Raw genomic sequence first — 18,760 nt, forward strand, 5'->3', positions numbered from 1 at the left:
TTATATGGCTACAGAAACAATTCAAGTAGAAGGCATGAGCTGTGATCATTGCAAACATGCTGTAGAAACTGCATTAACTGAGCTTGATGGTGTATCAACAGCTGACGTTAGTCTAGAAGCCGGTAATGTTAAAGTAGATTTTGACGTTGACAAAGTTACAATGCCTCAAATGAAAGACGCAATAGAAGACCAAGGTTACGATGTTAAATAAATATAAAAGAAGGGACGCTTAGTCATTTAAGCGCCCCTTCTTTTATGTATTTAATTTACTCTTAAACGTGTGTCACCTGTTTTTATGACTTCCATCGTTGCATCTAATGCATCAACAATCAAATTTTCGACAGCAGCATCTGTATAAAATGCAATGTGTGGTGAAACAATGACATCTGGTCGTTCAATCAATTGCTTTAACATATCATCATTAAATGCTGTATGACGTTGATCACTAGGGAACAAGCCTTTTTCACCTTCATACGTATCTAATGCTGCACCTTTTATCAAACCTCGATCTAAAGCATCGATTAATGCGCTTGTTTTCACAATTGTACCTCGAGCACAATTAATAAATACAGAACCTGGTTTAAATTCATTGAATAAAGTTTCATCAAACAAATAATCATTTTCCTTACTAGCTGGAATATGTACTGTTACGATATCTGCATTTTGGATTGCTTCATTGATGGTACTTGCATAAGTTAAAAAGCTTCTATAATCATCATTAGGTGCAATGTCATAAGCCGTTACTTCAGCGTCAAATCCTTGCGCAAATATCTTAGCAACAATTGAACCAATGCGACCTGTTCCAATGACAGCAACTTTCAAGTCTCTAATAGAACGTGATAATATATCCGGTTGCCACCTAAAATCATATTCAGCAGTTTTTTGTTGAATGTCATTATAATTACGAACTAGATTGAGTGCTTGTGACACAGTATATTCCGCAATTGAATGTGGTGAATAAGAAGGTACATTACTAATAATCAAATTATATTTTTCCGCCAATTCAAAATCATAAATATCAAAGCCAGCACTACGTTGAGCAATTTGTTTAATCCCAAAATCATGTAATTGCTTATAAATGGTTTCGTCCAATGGTATTTGTTGCGAAATAGACACACCATCAAATCCTTTTACACGTGAGACAGTTTCACATGTTAATAAATCTTCATCTAAATCGACTTCTACTTTATGCTTATTAGACCAAGCTTCAATGAAAGCTTTATCCTCATTTCTAACGCCAAAAAGTTTTATACGCGTCATGTTAGCATCCCCTTTAAAATTAATGTTATTCATACAGATGTCTCAGAGATTGGATTCTCTCGGCAGCTACTTTCAATTGCTCATCATCAAGCGCTAATGATATACGCACATAGTTTTTACCATGTTCACCAAACGGAATACCCGGTGCAACAAGTATGGATTGCTCTTGTAATAAATAGTCAACAAATGATTCCCCGTCAAAATTTGGCGGCGTTTTTAGCCACAAGAATATACCACCTTTCATCGGTTCAAATGGAATATTTTCTTCCTTTAACTTCGCTTCAAAAGTATCCCTACGTTGTTTGAAAATATTACTTTGTTCGTCCAAGAAATCATCATAGTGATTCAATGCATAGGTCGCTGCATCTTGTAACGCACCAAACATACCCGCATGCGTGTGTGTGTGATATTTTTTCAACGCTTGAATGATATCTTTATTGCCTACTGCAAATCCAACTCTAAAACCGGACATATTATATCCTTTAGATAATGAAAATACTTCAATCGCTAAATCTTTTGCACCTTCTGTTTGTAAAATACTCGGATTTTTATGATCAAACCCAAATGCACTGTACGCAAAATCATGAACTATTTTAGTCTTTGTACCTTTAAATTGCGCTACAGCCTCATCAAATACAGCTTGTGTAGCTACTGATCCAGTAGGATTATTTGGATACGTTAAATAGACTAATCGCGTATTTTTCAATATATCCCTATCCACTTTATCCCATTGAGGCAAGTAATATGGTGGTTCTAATACGAGCGGTTGTGGATGTGCATCAGCTAATAAGACACCCGCCTTATAATCTGTATAACCTGGATCTGGTAGTAGTACATTTTCACCAGGATTAACAATACAAGATGGTAAAGCTACCAAACCATTTTTAGTTCCGTACAAAATACAGACTTCATCGTCTTTATCTAACACGACATCATATTGCCTTTGATAAAAATCTACAATCGCTTGTTTAAAAGTCTCTTTACCATGAAATGCTACATACTTTTGATTATTTGGCTCTCGCAATGCATCTGTAAAACAATCAATAATCCCTGTTGGTGTTTCTCCATCTGGTATACCTACCGCCATATTAATTAAAGGTAACGGCCCATGTTCAACAGGCTGCCCCATCGTTTTTGCAAAATAACTATCTGGTACTTGTGCTAATCTATCCGAAATCACCATCAAAGTCCTCCTAAAAAAAACTATACACCTACGAAAGTGGCATATAGTTTACATGTCACCTATCTTTCAAGTAGTGTTACTTGTTGGACGAAGCACAGTACTTCTTTACAAAGTCTGTTGCTGAAGCTTCACAGGGCCAATTCCCTCAACTTCTCTGGATAAGTTTTGCTTTTAAATTACTATTAATTTTATCAGAATATTCAAACATGTCAATGCAAAAAAAGGGAGTAGGACAGAAATCAAATTTTCTAATAGAGATTTCGTAGTCCTACCCCGGCAAGGATGACTAGGATTGAAAAAAGCTTGATATAAGTGTATTTTCAATCCAGTCATCTACTGCCTAATTGAAAAAGAACCTAAGACATTAATTTATGTCTCAGGCTCTTATATTTATACCACCAAACCGCGTGTTCAGTGCTATAAATCCTACCACCAACCGTGTGAAGCACGGAAAGATAACGCTGCGTCTACTGAACCATAACGTTGTTTAGCGTAGTTTAACATACCTTTAGTTTGATCAGCTACTGAACCAGTACCCCATGATTCTTTAGTTTGACCTAAACCTCTGTATCCAGCTGAGTTAACAGCGTTTGGATTACCACTTGATTCAGGTAAAACGATTGAATTCCACATAGCTTCTGAACCACCAGCAGCTAAGAATTGAGCTTTAACTGATCCACCAGTTGAAGCAGCTGAAGTTTGAGCAGCTTTATAAGTTTTTACTGCAGCACTTGTTTGTGCAGTTTGAACGTTTGTGTTAGATGAAGCTTTAGGCGCTTCAACAGCTGCTACTTCAGTGTTGCTTGATTGTTGTTGTGTACGAACTTCGTTAGCTGAAGTTTCGTTAGTGTGTGTAGTTGCTTGAGCAGTTACATCTTGGATAGTGTTAGAAGATGCACTTTGAGCACCTGCAGTTGTATAATTCCATGACCAAGTTTGGCCATCAGAAGTGAAAGTATATTCGTTTCCACCTAATACGAAATCATAGTTATACGCACCAGCGTGTAATGGTTTTTCGTTTAATTGCTCTGGGTTGTTTTGAGCTAAGTCAGCTAAATGCGCTTGGTCGATATTTTCTTCTGATGCATGCGCTTGATTGTGATCAGCTGTTGCTGCATATCCTGTTACACCTAATGCTACTGCTAATGATGATGCTAAAATTGTTTTCTTCATAATAAAAAAATCCTCCAATTAATTTCTTTTTAAGTTAAATTATATTTTCGTTAAATTATTTATCGTATGTTCTGAAATCTTTTAAATTTAATGTCTTATCGTTTCGCCACAAATAATATACCATAAATTTCGTTCAGTTATATTACACTTCCTTAACAAAACGTTACAAATCAAATTCCACTTTGTAACATTACGACATATTTGTTTTATTTTGTAATGCTAAATAACTATTGATAGATAAAAGGATATTATATGAGTATATGATATAAAGCAATTAAATAAATTTACATTTAAGAAAATCATATATTCTGAAATATTACAAATCACACTTTTGTTACATAACTGTAAAATAACAAAAAGACAAAAAAATTATATTTTGGAGTAAAACTTGCAAATTTTTTTGTTTAAATTAAAAAAAGACCACTGATGTGTGGCCTTTTTTAATAATTTTATATTTTTTTATGTAACGACAACGTTATGCTTTATTACAAAACATGACACACATTTTAAGCAAATTGTGTAACCTTACGCTAAGAACTTGAAGATTTCTCTATCATATATTTTCAATATCTTCATATATAATGTATTAATTAAATACCCTATAACAAATGGTACGAAAAAAAATGCAATAAACACAAAAACTAAATTCAATATAATTGAATGTTCCATAAATCTAAAAGCACTGATTGGTCCAACTAGTCCAATAATACCAAAACCAGCTGATTCCTTTGTACCTCCAATACCAATTAACCCACCAACTAAACCTGTAATAAGCGCATTGGTAAAAATAGGTAACAATATAATAGGATGTCTGACCATATTCGGAATCATCATTTTGACGCCACCTAAGAATATCGTAAGTGGTACACCCGCTCTATTTATTTTAAGTGTGCCTGCTACTAATGCACCTTCACACGCAACAATACCTAGTGAAGCTGAACCTGCAGCTAAGCCACTGATACCAATAGCTAAAGCAGTCGCAACTGTGGAAATTGGTGAAATAATAATAAAGCTAAACACTAATGCAATGAGCATTGACATAAGGACTGGCTGCAACTCAGTAAAAGAATTTACTAAGTTCCCAATACCTGTTGTAATCATTTGGATATATGGCAAGGTAAATACACCAATTACACTTGCGATGACCCCCACAATGGTAGGTAAAATAATTAATGTCAGACTGCCAAATTTTTCTCCTACTAATAATATTAAAAATACTGCAATCGCTGCAGTAAGCATTGTATTAATTAAATCTCCAACTCCAACTAATAACCACACGCCATCTTTGAATTGTGCTGCGCCGCTTCCTACAAATGCAGAGCTAGCTACGACTGCAGTTGCTAATGGGCTTAGTTTGAAACGCATGGCAATTAAAGCACCTACTAATAAAGGAACTGTAAATTGAATACTTTCCACAACTTGCAATAAAGTTGTAAATACTGAAGATTTTGGTGCAAAAAGTTTAAATAATTCTCCCAAGATCGCATTAGGAATTAAACCTGCAACAATAGCAATTGCTACACCTGACAGAACATTATATAGAAATTGTTTTGGACTTACTTTAATCATAGAAGTTCCCCCTAAGCTGAAATAGAATACTACTATATCATATCTTCTTAATTTTCAGAATATTCATTTTATATTATTTTTCACTTTTACTAAATTCATCACAGGGGTGATTTCATTTAGTAGCAAACACAAAACATTGGAGGAACTCGACTTTCTAAAAATCGCATCTTATATCAAATCAATTTTAACGATATTCTAAAATGAGATATATCAAAATAACGAGTCTAGGACAATAATAGTGGTCCTAAACTCGCTTACATTTAGGCATTAGCAGATAGTTGAATTGAAAATATGAAGTCTCACTTATTTAAAGAAAGTATTTTTTTCCATATTTATGGAAACGAGTCGTTCTGATGCATAAGCTTTAACTCAGGTAAACCATTATCTTAATCATCCTTGCCTTAATTGCATCGGTAGAACTAAGAAATCTCTATTAGAAATTTTGATTTCTGTTCTACTCACACTTTTTATATCGTCATTTTCATTTATCCATTAATTCTGTTGTTAACACTAACCCCTGTGTATCCGTTTCAAAAAATTCTAGCTTTTGTAATGAATTATTTTCAGGTAAGTGTTTATTAAATTGATGCCAAATCCAAATCGCAATATTTTCTGCTGTTGTATTCATCTCTGGCAATGTTTCATTCACAAGTTGACCATCAATATAAGGCGCTATTTCTCTTTCATACAGTTTATCTACTTCATTAAAATCCATAGCTAGACCATATGCATCAATGCTAGATAATATTTCTATGTTGAACTTATATGTTTGGTTTTCTAAATCTTTATGCACAGTTTGAGTAAAATAAATTCTATTATCACATGTAAATTCATAATAATTTTTTATTAACACTTCACCCTCTTTATATCGAAAATGGTCAGGTGGTTGAATATGATCAAATTTAGACATTATCATCACTCCTATTTCCCTTTTTATTTATATACCCATTCCTGTTCCTTCTATATTATAACTATGTTTTCAAATTTCATTTAACGGTAATAATATGATTGATACTAAATGATTTTCAGGGAGGCAGTAGCATGACAATTCAAATACAACGCATTTATGAAAATAATCAGAGCGAAGGTACGCGTATACTTGTAGATCGTGTTTGGCCTAGAGGCATATCAAAAGAAGACGCAAATTTAGATTTTTGGTTAAAAGAGCTAGCGCCAACTACCGAATTAAGAAAATGGTTCAATCACGATCCCAAATTATATGCTGCTTTCAAAGAAAAATATGCCAAAGAATTACGTGACAATGAATCACAAAAAGAAGCCTTTGAAAAATTAAAATCTATCATTTCTAATACTAAGCATGATGTCATATTATTATTTGCAGCAAAAGATGAACAGCACAATCAAGCAGTTGTGCTTCAAGACTTATTAAATTAAGAGGTAATTTATGAATACATGGCAAATTTCCGTTCAAGATGCATGCGTACAAACGCTAATTAAACAAGATGCCACACTTGCGCATTTAATTAACCAGATAGGAGATTTACAGATCTAGACGCGCCCAGACCCGTTAAAATCCCTTATCCGGTCTATCATTGGACAGCAAATTACAGTAGGTGTAGCGCAGTCTATTTTCCAAAAATTATCCATCGCCATTGACGATCACTGGACGGTAAATCAATTATCACAACTAAGAGAATCCGAAATGAAAGCGTTAGGTTTATCTCAATCAAAAATAAATTATATCCAAAATGTACTATTTGCAGTGCGCAATGGACAATTGAATTTTGAACAACTCTACAAAATGGACGACAATAGTGTTATTAACGCACTGACTCAAATTAAAGGGATTGGTAGATGGACTGCCGAAGTTTTTCTTCTATTTACATTACAGCGCAAAAATATATTACCTATATACGATGTTGGATTGCAACGTGCTGCTCAATGGTTATATCAAACAACCAAAGCCGAAAGAAAGAAACAACTCACTATCTGTAAGGAACAATGGCAGGGTTGTGCTTCAATTGGTGCATTCTATTTATGGGAAGCAATTCATCAAGATTTATTACAATACGATTCTATCTATGATATACCAAAAGACCATAAAAATTAGGGCGAGGCAATGAAATCAAACATTATCATTTGAATTCATCGTCTCGCCCTATTCACGTTATCTCAAAAGCTATTATTTTTTCATAAACCCCATTTTTCATTACTTCTTGTGTTATTTGGTATTAATAGTATGAAAAACTCTAACTTCTAGAATCTCTTTTATTTAATATAGCGATTTACTCTACTTCAAATAAACTTTCTTCTCCATTTGGCAAATCTTCAACATAATCTTTAGGGTCTATCGCATAATCGTTACCAACGCCACCTTCCATACGTTGAAAATGCAAGTGTGCGCCAGTCGTTTGTTCACCGGTATTACCTGACAGTGCAATCGTATCACCTGCTTTAACGTCATCTCCTACTTCCACTTTAAATTCATTAAGATGCATATACCACTGATGATATTCACCATTTGACTCTGCTATCTGAATTACTTTACCACCTAAATCATCATCGAATGTTCGCGTCACTTTGCCATCAGCAGCCGCTTTGATTGGCGTATCTTCAGGCAAATGATAATCGATGCCGTAGTGTTTACCATCAAATTCACTAAATTTATATTCCCCAAAATTTTCTGTTTCCCTACTGCCATCGAAAAACTTACTAAAAGAACCTTCACTTTCACCTTGGTCTGCGTCCTGATTTTGTGTAGTAAATGTTTCATTCACATTTTCTTTTATATCATTTATATTCAGTATTAACCACGTTAGTGGAACAATAATAAGCATTAGTAAGACAATCCACTTCATTATATTTTTCACTATTTGATTCACCTTTTAATCATTTTAAGTATTGGCTTTTCAGTATACTTTTTATAGTGATAAATCTCTAATAATTCGCTTGAATTAGCGCTCATACTTTAGTTGTAGCAAAAAAGGAGCAGCACTATGAAATCTTTATAGTAAAATCAGATTTCTGTACCACTCCCGCTTATAAATGTCTGCTTGTTAATGTGTATGCTTCTCATAACTTGCTAACATATTTTCCATTAATGTCCATACACTCGCTACATCGACCGCTGTAGCAAAATAGGCATTTTTCTCTTTATTCATAATATCATTTAAATCTACTGACATCGTGCCATATGTCAATGGACTCTGGTGCTCTATATCGATATGTGTATGTTGCATTGTAAATAAATCAGGTTGCATCAAATAAAGTACCGTACAAGCATCATGTATTGGACCACCATCCATGTCAAAGTGCGTTTTATACGTAGATTTGAAAAATTCTAGAAGTTCTACAACAAAGTTTGCAATTGGATTCTTAATCTGTTTAAATCTATCGATAACATGATCTGTGGCTAATACTTGATGCGTCACATCTAAACCAAACACATTGATACACACACCACATTCAAAGACGCGCTTAGCCGCTTCTGCATCAACCCAAATATTAAATTCTGCAGTAGGAGTCCAGTTCCCGAAGGTGCCACCGCCCATAATTGTAATAGATTCAATATGTTGTGTGATATTTGGTTCCTTAATCAGCGCCGTAGCAATGTTGGTTAATGGACCCGTTGCAACAAGCGTGACTGGTTCCTTGCTTTGCTTCAATGTTTCGATAATAACATCGACTGCTTGTTTTTGCGTTGGTTTTAGTGCTGGGACTTCAGGCAGTTTCGGACCATCTAACCCACTATCGCCGTGTATTTGTGAAGCAAAGGATGCTGGCTTAATAAGTGGACGCGTAGCACCAACAGAGACACTAATATCATCTCTTCCCATCACTTCTAATACATTTAAAGCGTTTTTGGTATTTTTTTCTACCGATTGATTCCCTGCTACCGTTGTCACAGCTAATATATCTAATGGACTGTTTTGTGCTCCTGCTAAAATTAATGCGATTGCATCATCATGACCCGGGTCACAATCCATAATTATTTTTTTACTCATTTTAATCACTCCAATATAAAAATTCACAACCTATGCGTATTCATGTTAAAAGCACGCATTACTCAGCTGTATGCTTTTTGTATTGTCTATACATTAAAGCAAGTACAATCAACCATAAAGGTGCTAAAATAACCCCAATACGTGTTTCTGGGTTAACAAATAATACCCCGAAAATAAATACGAAAAATGCAATAATACAAATCGACATAATTTTTCCGCCTGGCATTTTATATCTACTTTGTTTATGTAAGTCCGGACGTGCTTTGGTGTACCTTACATAGGCAATCATAATAATTGTCCAAATAAAGATATTTAATACTGTAGAAACTGTACTGATATACACAAATACAGTCGTCGCATTTGGAATAAAATAATTCAATAATACTGCAAATAACAATAATGCACACGTTACAAGAATTGCGACAACTGGTACGCCTTTACGGTTTGTTGCTTGAAGCTTCGGTGGTGCTTGTTTTCTATCTGATAATCCGAATAGTGTTCTACTATTAGCAAATATCCCACTGTTACACGCTGACGCTGCAGCTGTTAACACAACAAAATTAATCATGCCTGCAGCAAATGGTATCCCCACTAATGCAAATACTTTCACAAAAGGACTGCCTTCTGGATCTAGTTCATTCCAAGGTATAATAGAAATGATGACTGCTAACGCACCAATGTAAAACAATAAAATCCTAAGCGGCACATTATTAATCGCCTGAGGAATTGTCTTATGAGGATTTTTTGTTTCTCCGGCTGTGATACCAATCATCTCAATGCCGACAAATGAAAAGATTGCCATTTGAAACGACATTAAGAAACCAGACATACCATTAGGGAACACCCCACCATGACGATAGATATTTGATACGCTAGCATGACCAAATGGCGTTTTATAAGCCATGATAATCATTACAATGCCGACAATAATCAATGCCACAATAGTTACTACTTTGATTATTGCAAACCAAAATTCTAATTCGCCAAATAATTTCGTACTTAATAAATTAAACGACATAAGTAACAATACACATGCCAGTGCTGTTAACCAGTTTGGAATATCTGGATACCAAAAGGATACATATTTAGCTACTGCTGTCACTTCTGCCATCCCTGAAATAATCCATGTTAACCAATATGTCCATCCCGTTATAAATCCAGCTAACGGCCCTACATATTCATGCGTGATATCCGCAAAAGAATTAAATTCAGTGTTTGACAATAACATTTCTCCCATTGCCCTCATGAACATAAACAACACAAATCCAACAATAATATAGGTGAGTAAAATGGATGGTCCAGCTAAGTGAATAGATTGTCCAGCACCTAAAAACAATCCGGTTCCAATGGCTCCTCCAATCGCAATTAACTGTATATGCCGATTACTGAGTTCTCTCTTTAATTTATCTGCCATTATTTCTACCCCTTATTCGAAATATTTGCACATTTTTATCATACTACTTTTTCATGATAAGTATCAAAATACTTTTAACACAAATGAAATCATATTGCTTTACGCTTATTATTGCCTATAAATATATTTACAAACATACTAGCTTTGCTAATTTTTAAATAAATGTTAAATTAAAAATATTAATTATTTTCAATTACAGTGTTAAAGGGTGAATCGTATGCGTGCAATATTAATTGGTATTCTTGGTGCATTATTTTTTTCTGTAACATTTATCTTGAATCATGCAATGGCTAAAGATGAAGGAAATTGGCTATTTAGTGCTTCATTACGCTTTTTATTTATGTTCCCCATACTTTTTATAATTATATACATTAAAAAGAACCTAACTAAAGTACATCATCATATTAAAACGCATTTTGTTCCATGGATGATTTGGAGTACCCTAGGATTTGTATTTTTTTATATGCCAATTACATTTGTCGCTAATTACAGTCCCGGATGGCTTATCTCTGCAACATGGCAATTAACAATCATTTGTGGTCTACTCCTCGCGCCATTTTTTTATGAATATGTGCAAATAAATCATCAACAAATAAAAGTAAGAGAGCGTATTTCTTGGCGCTCTGTAGGTACCTCTAGCATTATGGTCTTGGGTGTGGTACTTGTCCAAATACCTCAAGTTTCTCATATTGAAATACAAGTTTTTATCATGTCGGTACTTCCTTTAATTATAGGTGCCTTTTGCTATCCTTTAGGTAATCGTAAGATGATGATTCTTGTGGATAATCAATTAAATACACTTGAACGTATTTATGGTATGACGCTCGTCACACTACCTATATGGGTGGTTATATTTATATGTGGTGTATTGAGGTCCGGTCCGCCTTCTTCTAATCAACTTTTACAGACATTTATCGTAGCCGTATTCTCTGGGATAATAGCTACGACACTCTTTTTCTATGCAACCAATATGGTAAAACATAACCAAGCAAAACTTGCAGCAGTCGAATCGACACAAGCGACTGAAATCATTTTTACATTAATTGGTGAAATGCTCCTTTTGGGCTTACCGCTTCCAAGCACAGTTAGTATGATAGGGATCATCATAATTACATTAGGTATTTTCATCTATAGTTTCATGAACAGCATAATTAAGGAAAACAATAACATGACACTGTAATTCAAATCACAAAATATTTTGGGACAAAGTTTTATAGTAAGGTTTTTAAACGTATTCCTTAATTTGTAATATATGCAGTTCAAATCATTCACATTGACATCTCGTTATGAAAGCAAGATAATTTGTTTGAATACATAATCGTTTTATAAATTAGAGGAGGTATGAGGTCAATGACTACAACACATGTTGACCCAAGAGTAACCAGAACTAAAAAGTTGTTGATGGACGCCTTTCGTGAAATTGCTAAAGAAAAAAAATTACAAACTATAACAATTAAAGACATTACGGAACGTGCAACGGTAAATCGCGCTACGTTTTATGCTCATTTTTATGATAAATATGACATTATGGATTATACGCTCTCAGAAACTGTATTAAAAAATTTAAATGATGCATTAGATGTTTCTTCAGAACTTAACGAAACGACATTATCTTCCAGCTTCATTACAATTACGAGTTATATTCAAGAAACACATAATGAATGTAAATTAAATAGCGAAGCCTATGGACAAGTTGTTGAAAAAAGAGTCAAAGAAGAGTTAGAGGATATCTTTTTAACATTGCTTGTCCAACAACATCCAAATGAAACAAGAGAATCTCTTGCGGCAAGTGCGAGATTTCTTTCATGGGGGTTATACGGTACAGCTAAGCATTGGTTTCATAGTAGTCAATTATCAGCAAATGATTACATTGAGGGTGCACTACCCTTTCTAATGAAACAGATTTTAAAATAAAAATCCACGTCAGGACTTATTAGGTCTCTGTCGTGGATTTTATGCTTGTACCTTTTATTAACTTTTATTCTTATTAATAAAGCTCAATACATCATCTGTCATAGCTACGGCACTATTACTTTCCCCTTCAATACCACCTTGGTGTATACCAATCACTTCATTATTTTCGTTAAATACAGGAGAGCCAGAATTACCTCCGAATGTACTCGCATTATATTCAAATTCAGTAGTGTTCGTATTCAGTATTTGGCCCTTACTCTCCCACATTGTAGCCAAGGACTTATCTCCTGGATAACCCGTTACGGTAATCGACATATCTTTTGTTACCGCTGAGGCATCTTTTAAAGTCGCCGGTTGAACTACATCTCCAACTGATTGGCCATCTTTATTTTTATTTAAATGTATAAGCGCTAAATCTTCATTTCCTGGGTACACTTCAATTTCTTTTTCAGAAAATGTACCATAAGACATCGTATTTTCATTTTGGGCAGCTGGTGAAAAAGTCATATTCCCTTCAGAAAGGTTGGCAACGTGTTTATTAGTTAACACTGTATTTTTATCAATCACAACACCCGTCGCAATATTATCTCCAATACTAATATAGCCAACAGATTGATAATGACCATTTGTTGTATTTTCTATTTGTGTTCTATCGTCATTAGGTAAGACGACTCTTGTCTTAATTTGATTGGTACCGACTTTAGCGTCTTCAGACTGAGCTGACTGATCAGTCGATTGATGTGTTTGCGTTGCAGCATATGTATTTCCATTTATCGAGATCACAGTACATAATAAAGCTATTATGAATATGAGACCACCTCGTAGTTTTCTTTTAAGCATAAACAACCTCCATCAAAATTTTTTCTATTTCAATTTAATGAATTTTCGGATAATAATCAAATAATTGTATTATCGTTTTAGAAATTTAGCTTTTAAAATAATAAATATCATTTAAATTCAACTGACTTTTTTAGTGAATAAACAACACAATTTCATTTTTGTTGTTTAGACAATATATGCATAAACATGTTGTTTGCATTAGTTAACAAATCAGTATACAATGCATTTATACAACAAGTGTTAGTTAGTTATCAAGTGTTGTAAATACAAGTTAAGGAGGGATAGACGTGACAACAATTCAAAAACACAATGGTTTCAAACGGACTTTTCAACAAGGCCATTTAACTTTGGGTTTAATGCTGCCTTTTGATAATTCTGAAAACATCGCATTGTCGTTTGAAAATCAAGTTGATTTAGCACAGTATGCTGAAAATCTTGGATTTACAAGCCTTTTTGTGAGAGATAATCCACTTTATAGTCCACATTTAGGTAATGTAACGACAAACTACGATCCGTTTGTATTTTTATCTTATTTAAGCGCTAAAACATCGAAAATCGCTCTCGGAACATCTAGTATTGTTGCTACATTGCGTCATCCAATTCATACAGCTAAAGCTGCAACTTCTCTTGACTTGATATCAGACGAGCGATTTTTATTAGGTTTAGCAACAGGAGATCGTCCATTTGAGTTTCCAGCTTTCAAGATAAAAGAAACGCAATTATCAAAGCAATTCCAGGATGCGATCTATGCAATGAATGATTTGTGGCAATCACATTCGCCAAAAATATCAAATTCAATATTTGAATTATATGAAGATTCAGGTCTTCAAATATTGCCAAAACACAATCATATACCCATGTTTGCTACAGGATATTCGCGACAGGAACTCTCCTGGATTAAGAAAAATATGGATGGCCTTATGTTTTATCCACAACCATTTCAAAAACAAAAAGCTTTATTAAAAGAATGGCATAACAATGATGTATTCAAACCATTTATGCATCCATTAGTTATCGACTTATCTTTAAATCCTAATGAACTCGTTAAACCAATTAAAGGTGGCTACCGTTTAGGTAGAAATACTTTATTAAACATTTTAAAATCATATGAAAAAATCGGTACAAATCATATAATGTTGCATTTAACATCTAATGATAGACCATATAAATCACTATTAACTGAGGTCGGCGATTATATTATTCCACACTTCCCACCTCATTTATCACAGGAGGAAAAAAACAATGACATTACTAGACAGAATTAATGAACTTGCAAATAAAGAAAAAATAGAAACGTTAAGCATTGAAGAAAAAGAAGAACAACAAACTTTGAGACAAGAATATTTGAAAATGATACGTGGACAAGTAATCCATACATTTTCAACGTTAAAAGTAGTCGATCCTTTAGGTGAAGACGTGACACCAGACAAAGTTTACCAATTAAGAGAAGAAATGGGTACACTTGATATAGATTAATTTAAATGAATCATCTAGAGATACTTGATTGTTATGAATAAGAGCCTGAGACATAATTAGATGCCTCAGGCTCTTTTTCGTTTAGGCAGTAGATGACTGAATTGAAAATGTAACGTCTCACTTGTTTAAAGAAACGATGTTTTCATTTTTACGGACACAAATCATTCTGATGTATCAGCTGAAACTTAGCTATGCCACATAAAAATGCTAGTGAGATTGATGTATGAACGTTAGCTCAGGCAAACCTTTATCCGAGTCATCCTTGCCTTGATTGCATAGATAGGCATACGAAATCTCTATTAGAAAATTTGATTTCTATCCCACTTCCTTAATTTATTTATTTAATATTTTTTGCATTGAACGATCAACACTACCTGCATACATTTCACCAAATTTAACTAGATGTACCATTAAAAGATACAATCTATAAAATTCTAAGCGCACATCTGCTCCCTCACTCAGTGGATAGTGCTTATGATAAGCGTCATAAAATGCTTGCGTAAATCCTCCAAACACTGAAGTAATGCCTATATCAAATTCTCTATCCCCATATAATGGTGCAGGATCGAATAGCGCTGGTGAACCATCTGTTAAAAACATGTAATTACCGCCCCATAAGTCGCCATGTAATAATGAAGGTTTGCTATTATGACTTTCTAATTCATTTACAATCACACGACGTACTGCCTGATATTGAGTGACATCTGCGTCTCCCCATAATCCTTGTTGCACCAATCTATCTTTGAGCTTATCTAAGCGTTTTTCTACAAACAAGGTAATCCAACTATCCGTCCAACTATTATCAAATGAAATATCGCCACCTTCATAAGGTAAATCAAAACCAAATTGATTATCTGCTTGTTGCTCGCTATGCATACGCGCCACAAGTTGTCCTAATGCTTCTTGGCTACCTGACACGCCTTCATCTAAATAAGTTAATAGTAAATAAGCGTCATCTTCAATTTCTCCACTATCAATGACTCTCGGTGCAGTAATACCGACTTTTTCAAATAAATTGAGCCCTGCAATTTCGGCATCAAAAAAAGTTGACTTTCTCTTACGTTGTACTAGTAGAAAATAATCTTCCTGATCCGTTTCAATACGAAATGCATCATTAACATCTCCACCACTTACAGGAACGATATTTTTAATATGACTTAAAGGCAATTGTGATTGCCACGCTTGATTCATGAATCATCCCTCCACTAATCTCTTAAAATTAAGTTATATATGATTATTTCCTTTTTCTCATCTACTTAATCATACAAACCTACCCAATGATTTCTGTGAAACTTCTATTAATTATTTTTATTTGGTCTAGGCATATATTCCGTAAAATGCTAGTCTATTAAAGACATCATTTTCAATTCAGCTTTTTTACATATTGAACTTAAGATACATAAATATTTTTAATTAAATTTGATAAATGGAGCGATCACTATATGTATAAACTCATCAAACCAATGTTATTTCAATTCGATCCTGAAAAAGCGCATGGAATGACGATAGACGCGCTTAAATTTGTTCAAAACCATCCAAAATTATTACCTGTAATTAAAAAAATCTTTCATTACGAAAACGACTCATTAAACCAAAACCTCAAAGGCATTCACTTTGCGAATCCTATTGGTTTAGCAGCCGGCTTCGACAAATCTTGTGAAGTTCCTAAAGCTTTAGAAAATGCAGGATTTGGATCAATTGAACTTGGTGGTATAACGCCTAAACCACAACCAGGTAATCCAAAACCGCGTATGTATCGTTTAGTTGAAGATCAAGCACTCATTAACCGCATGGGATTTAACAATTTAGGTATGAATAAAGCTTTAAGTTATTTACGCAAGCATCGTTATCAAATTCCAGTCGGTTTAAATGTTGGTGTAAATAAATCCACACCTTATGAAGCGCGTTATGAAGACTACATCAAAGTGATTGATACGTTTAAAAACGACGTCACATTCTTTACTGTCAACATCAGCTCACCTAATACAGAAAATTTACAAAGCTTCCATGATAAAGATGAATTCTCGCAATTATGCGAAGCTATTCAGACATATAAACATAAAGAAAGCCTTAATGTTCCTATTTTCATAAAATTAACTTCTGATTTATCTTTAGATGGTCTTGGTGCAATGTTAACACCAATTACGCAAACTTTTGATGGCATTATACTAGCCAACACAACACAACAACGTGAAGCACTGCATTCAAATCATCGTGAAGAAACTGGCGGTTTAAGTGGCAAACCACTATTCGAGCGTAATCTTAAACTCATTTCTTATGCTTATAAACAAACAGATGGCCAATTTTTAATTATCGGAACTGGTGGTATTTTCAACGCAGAAGATGTCATAAAAATGATGCGCCAAGGTGCATCACTAGTTCAAATTTATAGTGCTTTAGTATTTGAAGGTCCAGGACTAACTCAGAAATTGAATAAACAATTAGCACATTATCTTAAATCAAATGGCTACAACAATGTTAACGAAATTATCGGTTTAGATGTAAAATAACGCTATGCTAACAAGCGTCATCCTATTTATTTAAGCAATCACTTAATCATCAATATTAAATTATTACTTTATTTTTAATAGGGTATATGAATAAAAAGGAGGCGCTATCATGTATAAGAAAATATTATTAGCTTACGACTTTGATAATTCGTTCAATAACGTCCCTAAAGAATTGGAAAATTTAACCAATGGCGTTGAAAATGCTGAAGTTACAGTATTTAATGTTATTCCAGAAGGTGAACTTGAAACGTCGGTACGTTACGATAATAAGCATTTTGAAGATTTAGCAAACGAGAAGAACGAAGTGCTCTCACCTTTCATTCAACAATTAGAAGCACTCGATTTAACTGTCACGGTTAAATTTAGCGCAGGTTATGTTAAACAAGCGATTTTGACTGAAGTGAAGGAAAATGCATATGACATTATCGTAATGAGTAATACGCGTGAAAAATCTGATATCAAGAATATACTTGGTAACGTTACACACAAAATTGCAAGTAATGTTGACATACCTGTATTAATTGTAAATTAGCAAATAAAAACTCAATTTCAGTTATAATTCGCCTCTATTCATTGGCAGGTATAACTGAAATTGAGTTTTATTATTAAATGCCCTATTGTTGAAGATATCGTTCAATCACTTGTAAAACACCTGATTCATCGTTAGACGGTGCCCGATGTTTTGCAATCGCTGCTAATTCATCACTGCAATTTGCCATAGCATAACTATGTATGGTTAAACCGAGCATTTCTAAATCATTATTGGCATCACCAAACGCGAGTAATTCGTCCTGCTGTATGTCCCATTCTTTTAACAATTCTTTGATTGCAACGCCTTTATTCACACTAGGTAAGATTAAATCCACACTGTCATTTCCACTTGTCACTGCACGTATCTTCCCTTTATAACGTTGTTCTATTTCGTTAGTCACTTGCTTAACCAAGTCTTCATCTTTAATCCGTAAAGCTATTTTTACAAAGTGATCCTCTGTGATTTCATTAAATGAAGCTACTTTTTTGATATCATAGTAATAATTTCGTATAAAATTTAGGAATTCGTCGCTACTCTCATCACTTACATATGCTGAATGTATACCACTTAAAACAACATCACTGATATGATACGTTTGATGAATCATTTCTAAAACTTCAAATATGAGTTGTTGGTCAAAATAATGTGCTGTCAACAATGCATCATTTTGATAAGTTACCGCGCCATTTTCTGCTACAAAAGTGATATTATCTACCTTGTCAGGAAAAAATGAGCGTAACTGTGCATATTGATTACCACTAGCTACGATAAATTTTATATTTTGCTGTACAATTTTTTGATATAAACGATCAAAATATGCTTTGTCATAGGTATGGTCAGATTTAAGAAATGTACCATCTTTATCTACCGCAATTGCTTTTATCATACTGATACTCCCTTCAATACTGTATATAAATGTTTACG

Annotated in this window: 20 protein-coding genes and 1 riboswitch; of the genes, 9 read left to right on the forward strand and 11 right to left on the reverse strand. The window is 34.0% G+C overall.

Annotation, left to right across the window (positions count from 1 at the left end; translation table 11 throughout):
• The first annotated feature begins 4 nt into the window (after window positions 1-4).
• Window positions 5-211: a copper chaperone CopZ gene (copZ, locus tag KA893_RS06165; protein ID WP_002482251.1), complete on the forward strand. Its 207-nt coding sequence runs from the start codon at window positions 5-7 to the stop codon at window positions 209-211.
• Between the two features lie 50 nt (window positions 212-261).
• On the opposite strand, the gene KA893_RS06170 is transcribed toward copZ, so the two are convergent.
• The 5 genes from KA893_RS06170 to KA893_RS06190 all read right to left on the reverse strand — a co-directional run bounded on the left by KA893_RS06170 (window position 262) and on the right by KA893_RS06190 (window position 6,095).
• A complete protein-coding gene (locus KA893_RS06170) occupies window positions 262-1,260 on the reverse strand; it encodes a D-lactate dehydrogenase (protein ID WP_011302279.1) in 999 nt (332 codons plus the stop codon).
• A gap of 25 nt (window positions 1,261-1,285) precedes the next feature.
• Entirely contained in the window at window positions 1,286-2,443 is a 1,158-nt protein-coding gene (locus tag KA893_RS06175) for an aminotransferase class I/II-fold pyridoxal phosphate-dependent enzyme (protein ID WP_041079394.1), read from the reverse strand.
• 56 nt (window positions 2,444-2,499) lie between these two features.
• Window positions 2,500-2,608: riboswitch (SAM riboswitch) on the reverse strand.
• Between the two features lie 261 nt (window positions 2,609-2,869).
• Window positions 2,870-3,616: an aggregation-promoting factor C-terminal-like domain-containing protein gene (locus tag KA893_RS06180; protein ID WP_041079396.1), complete on the reverse strand. Its 747-nt coding sequence runs from the start codon at window positions 3,614-3,616 to the stop codon at window positions 2,870-2,872.
• Window positions 3,617-4,141: 525 nt separating this feature from the next.
• Window positions 4,142-5,185, reverse strand: coding sequence for a PTS sugar transporter subunit IIC (locus tag KA893_RS06185; RefSeq protein WP_194375836.1), 1,044 nt, complete (start codon window positions 5,183-5,185; stop codon window positions 4,142-4,144).
• Window positions 5,186-5,666: 481 nt separating this feature from the next.
• Complete coding sequence (locus tag KA893_RS06190) at window positions 5,667-6,095, reverse strand: 6-pyruvoyl trahydropterin synthase family protein (protein WP_011302275.1); 429 nt, start codon at window positions 6,093-6,095, stop codon at window positions 5,667-5,669.
• Between the two features lie 131 nt (window positions 6,096-6,226).
• Between KA893_RS06190 and KA893_RS06195 the strand changes: the two genes are divergently transcribed.
• Entirely contained in the window at window positions 6,227-6,580 is a 354-nt protein-coding gene (locus tag KA893_RS06195) for a DUF488 domain-containing protein (RefSeq protein ID WP_041079401.1), read from the forward strand.
• Between the two features lie 157 nt (window positions 6,581-6,737).
• Window positions 6,738-7,256, forward strand: coding sequence for a DNA-3-methyladenine glycosylase family protein (locus KA893_RS06200; protein ID WP_323741557.1), 519 nt, complete (start codon window positions 6,738-6,740; stop codon window positions 7,254-7,256).
• Window positions 7,257-7,431: 175 nt separating this feature from the next.
• Here KA893_RS06200 and KA893_RS06205 read toward each other — a convergent pair whose 3' ends face one another.
• The 3 genes from KA893_RS06205 to KA893_RS06215 all read right to left on the reverse strand — a co-directional run bounded on the left by KA893_RS06205 (window position 7,432) and on the right by KA893_RS06215 (window position 10,564).
• The gene (locus tag KA893_RS06205; RefSeq protein WP_228481100.1) at window positions 7,432-8,004 is read right to left on the reverse strand and encodes a M23 family metallopeptidase; all 573 of its coding nucleotides are present in this window, start codon (window positions 8,002-8,004) and stop codon (window positions 7,432-7,434) included.
• 198 nt (window positions 8,005-8,202) lie between these two features.
• Window positions 8,203-9,150: a nucleoside hydrolase gene (locus KA893_RS06210; protein ID WP_041079403.1), complete on the reverse strand. Its 948-nt coding sequence runs from the start codon at window positions 9,148-9,150 to the stop codon at window positions 8,203-8,205.
• A gap of 58 nt (window positions 9,151-9,208) precedes the next feature.
• On the reverse strand, window positions 9,209-10,564 hold the full coding sequence (locus tag KA893_RS06215) for an amino acid permease (RefSeq protein WP_002482241.1): 1,356 nt from the start codon (window positions 10,562-10,564) through the stop codon (window positions 9,209-9,211).
• A 217-nt stretch (window positions 10,565-10,781) separates the two neighbouring features.
• Between KA893_RS06215 and KA893_RS06220 the strand changes: the two genes are divergently transcribed.
• Together KA893_RS06220 and KA893_RS06225 are read left to right on the forward strand one after the other, a co-directional pair.
• On the forward strand, window positions 10,782-11,744 hold the full coding sequence (locus KA893_RS06220; RefSeq protein WP_069821623.1) for a DMT family transporter: 963 nt from the start codon (window positions 10,782-10,784) through the stop codon (window positions 11,742-11,744).
• 170 nt (window positions 11,745-11,914) lie between these two features.
• Window positions 11,915-12,478 (forward strand): TetR/AcrR family transcriptional regulator, encoded by a 564-nt coding sequence (locus KA893_RS06225; protein ID WP_011302267.1) that lies wholly within the window; start codon window positions 11,915-11,917, stop codon window positions 12,476-12,478.
• A gap of 57 nt (window positions 12,479-12,535) precedes the next feature.
• Here KA893_RS06225 and KA893_RS06230 read toward each other — a convergent pair whose 3' ends face one another.
• Window positions 12,536-13,318 carry a trypsin-like serine peptidase gene (locus KA893_RS06230; protein WP_037537573.1) on the reverse strand — a complete coding sequence of 261 codons (783 nt, stop codon included), beginning with the start codon at window positions 13,316-13,318 and terminating at the stop codon, window positions 12,536-12,538.
• A 287-nt stretch (window positions 13,319-13,605) separates the two neighbouring features.
• Between KA893_RS06230 and KA893_RS06235 the strand changes: the two genes are divergently transcribed.
• Together KA893_RS06235 and KA893_RS06240 are read left to right on the forward strand one after the other, a co-directional pair.
• Window positions 13,606-14,583 carry an LLM class oxidoreductase gene (locus tag KA893_RS06235; protein WP_002482237.1) on the forward strand — a complete coding sequence of 326 codons (978 nt, stop codon included), beginning with the start codon at window positions 13,606-13,608 and terminating at the stop codon, window positions 14,581-14,583.
• A complete protein-coding gene (locus tag KA893_RS06240) occupies window positions 14,561-14,794 on the forward strand; it encodes a DUF896 domain-containing protein (protein ID WP_002482236.1) in 234 nt (77 codons plus the stop codon). Before KA893_RS06235 ends, KA893_RS06240 begins: the two co-directional genes overlap by 23 nt.
• A 333-nt stretch (window positions 14,795-15,127) precedes the next feature.
• Here the strand turns inward: KA893_RS06240 and KA893_RS06245 are convergent, their stop codons facing one another.
• Window positions 15,128-15,985: a fructosamine kinase family protein gene (locus KA893_RS06245; RefSeq protein WP_115338360.1), complete on the reverse strand. Its 858-nt coding sequence runs from the start codon at window positions 15,983-15,985 to the stop codon at window positions 15,128-15,130.
• A gap of 251 nt (window positions 15,986-16,236) precedes the next feature.
• Between KA893_RS06245 and KA893_RS06250 the strand changes: the two genes are divergently transcribed.
• On the forward strand, window positions 16,237-17,304 hold the full coding sequence (locus KA893_RS06250) for a quinone-dependent dihydroorotate dehydrogenase (RefSeq protein WP_041079408.1): 1,068 nt from the start codon (window positions 16,237-16,239) through the stop codon (window positions 17,302-17,304).
• A gap of 109 nt (window positions 17,305-17,413) precedes the next feature.
• Window positions 17,414-17,836 carry a universal stress protein gene (locus tag KA893_RS06255; protein ID WP_002482233.1) on the forward strand — a complete coding sequence of 141 codons (423 nt, stop codon included), beginning with the start codon at window positions 17,414-17,416 and terminating at the stop codon, window positions 17,834-17,836.
• A gap of 82 nt (window positions 17,837-17,918) precedes the next feature.
• Here KA893_RS06255 and KA893_RS06260 read toward each other — a convergent pair whose 3' ends face one another.
• Window positions 17,919-18,722, reverse strand: coding sequence for a Cof-type HAD-IIB family hydrolase (locus tag KA893_RS06260; protein WP_002482232.1), 804 nt, complete (start codon window positions 18,720-18,722; stop codon window positions 17,919-17,921).
• Window positions 18,723-18,760: the final 38 nt, after the last annotated feature.

Origin of the sequence: Staphylococcus sp. GDY8P126P (assembly GCF_017891965.1) — a bacterium.
Lineage (GTDB): Bacteria > Bacillota > Bacilli > Staphylococcales > Staphylococcaceae > Staphylococcus > Staphylococcus saprophyticus.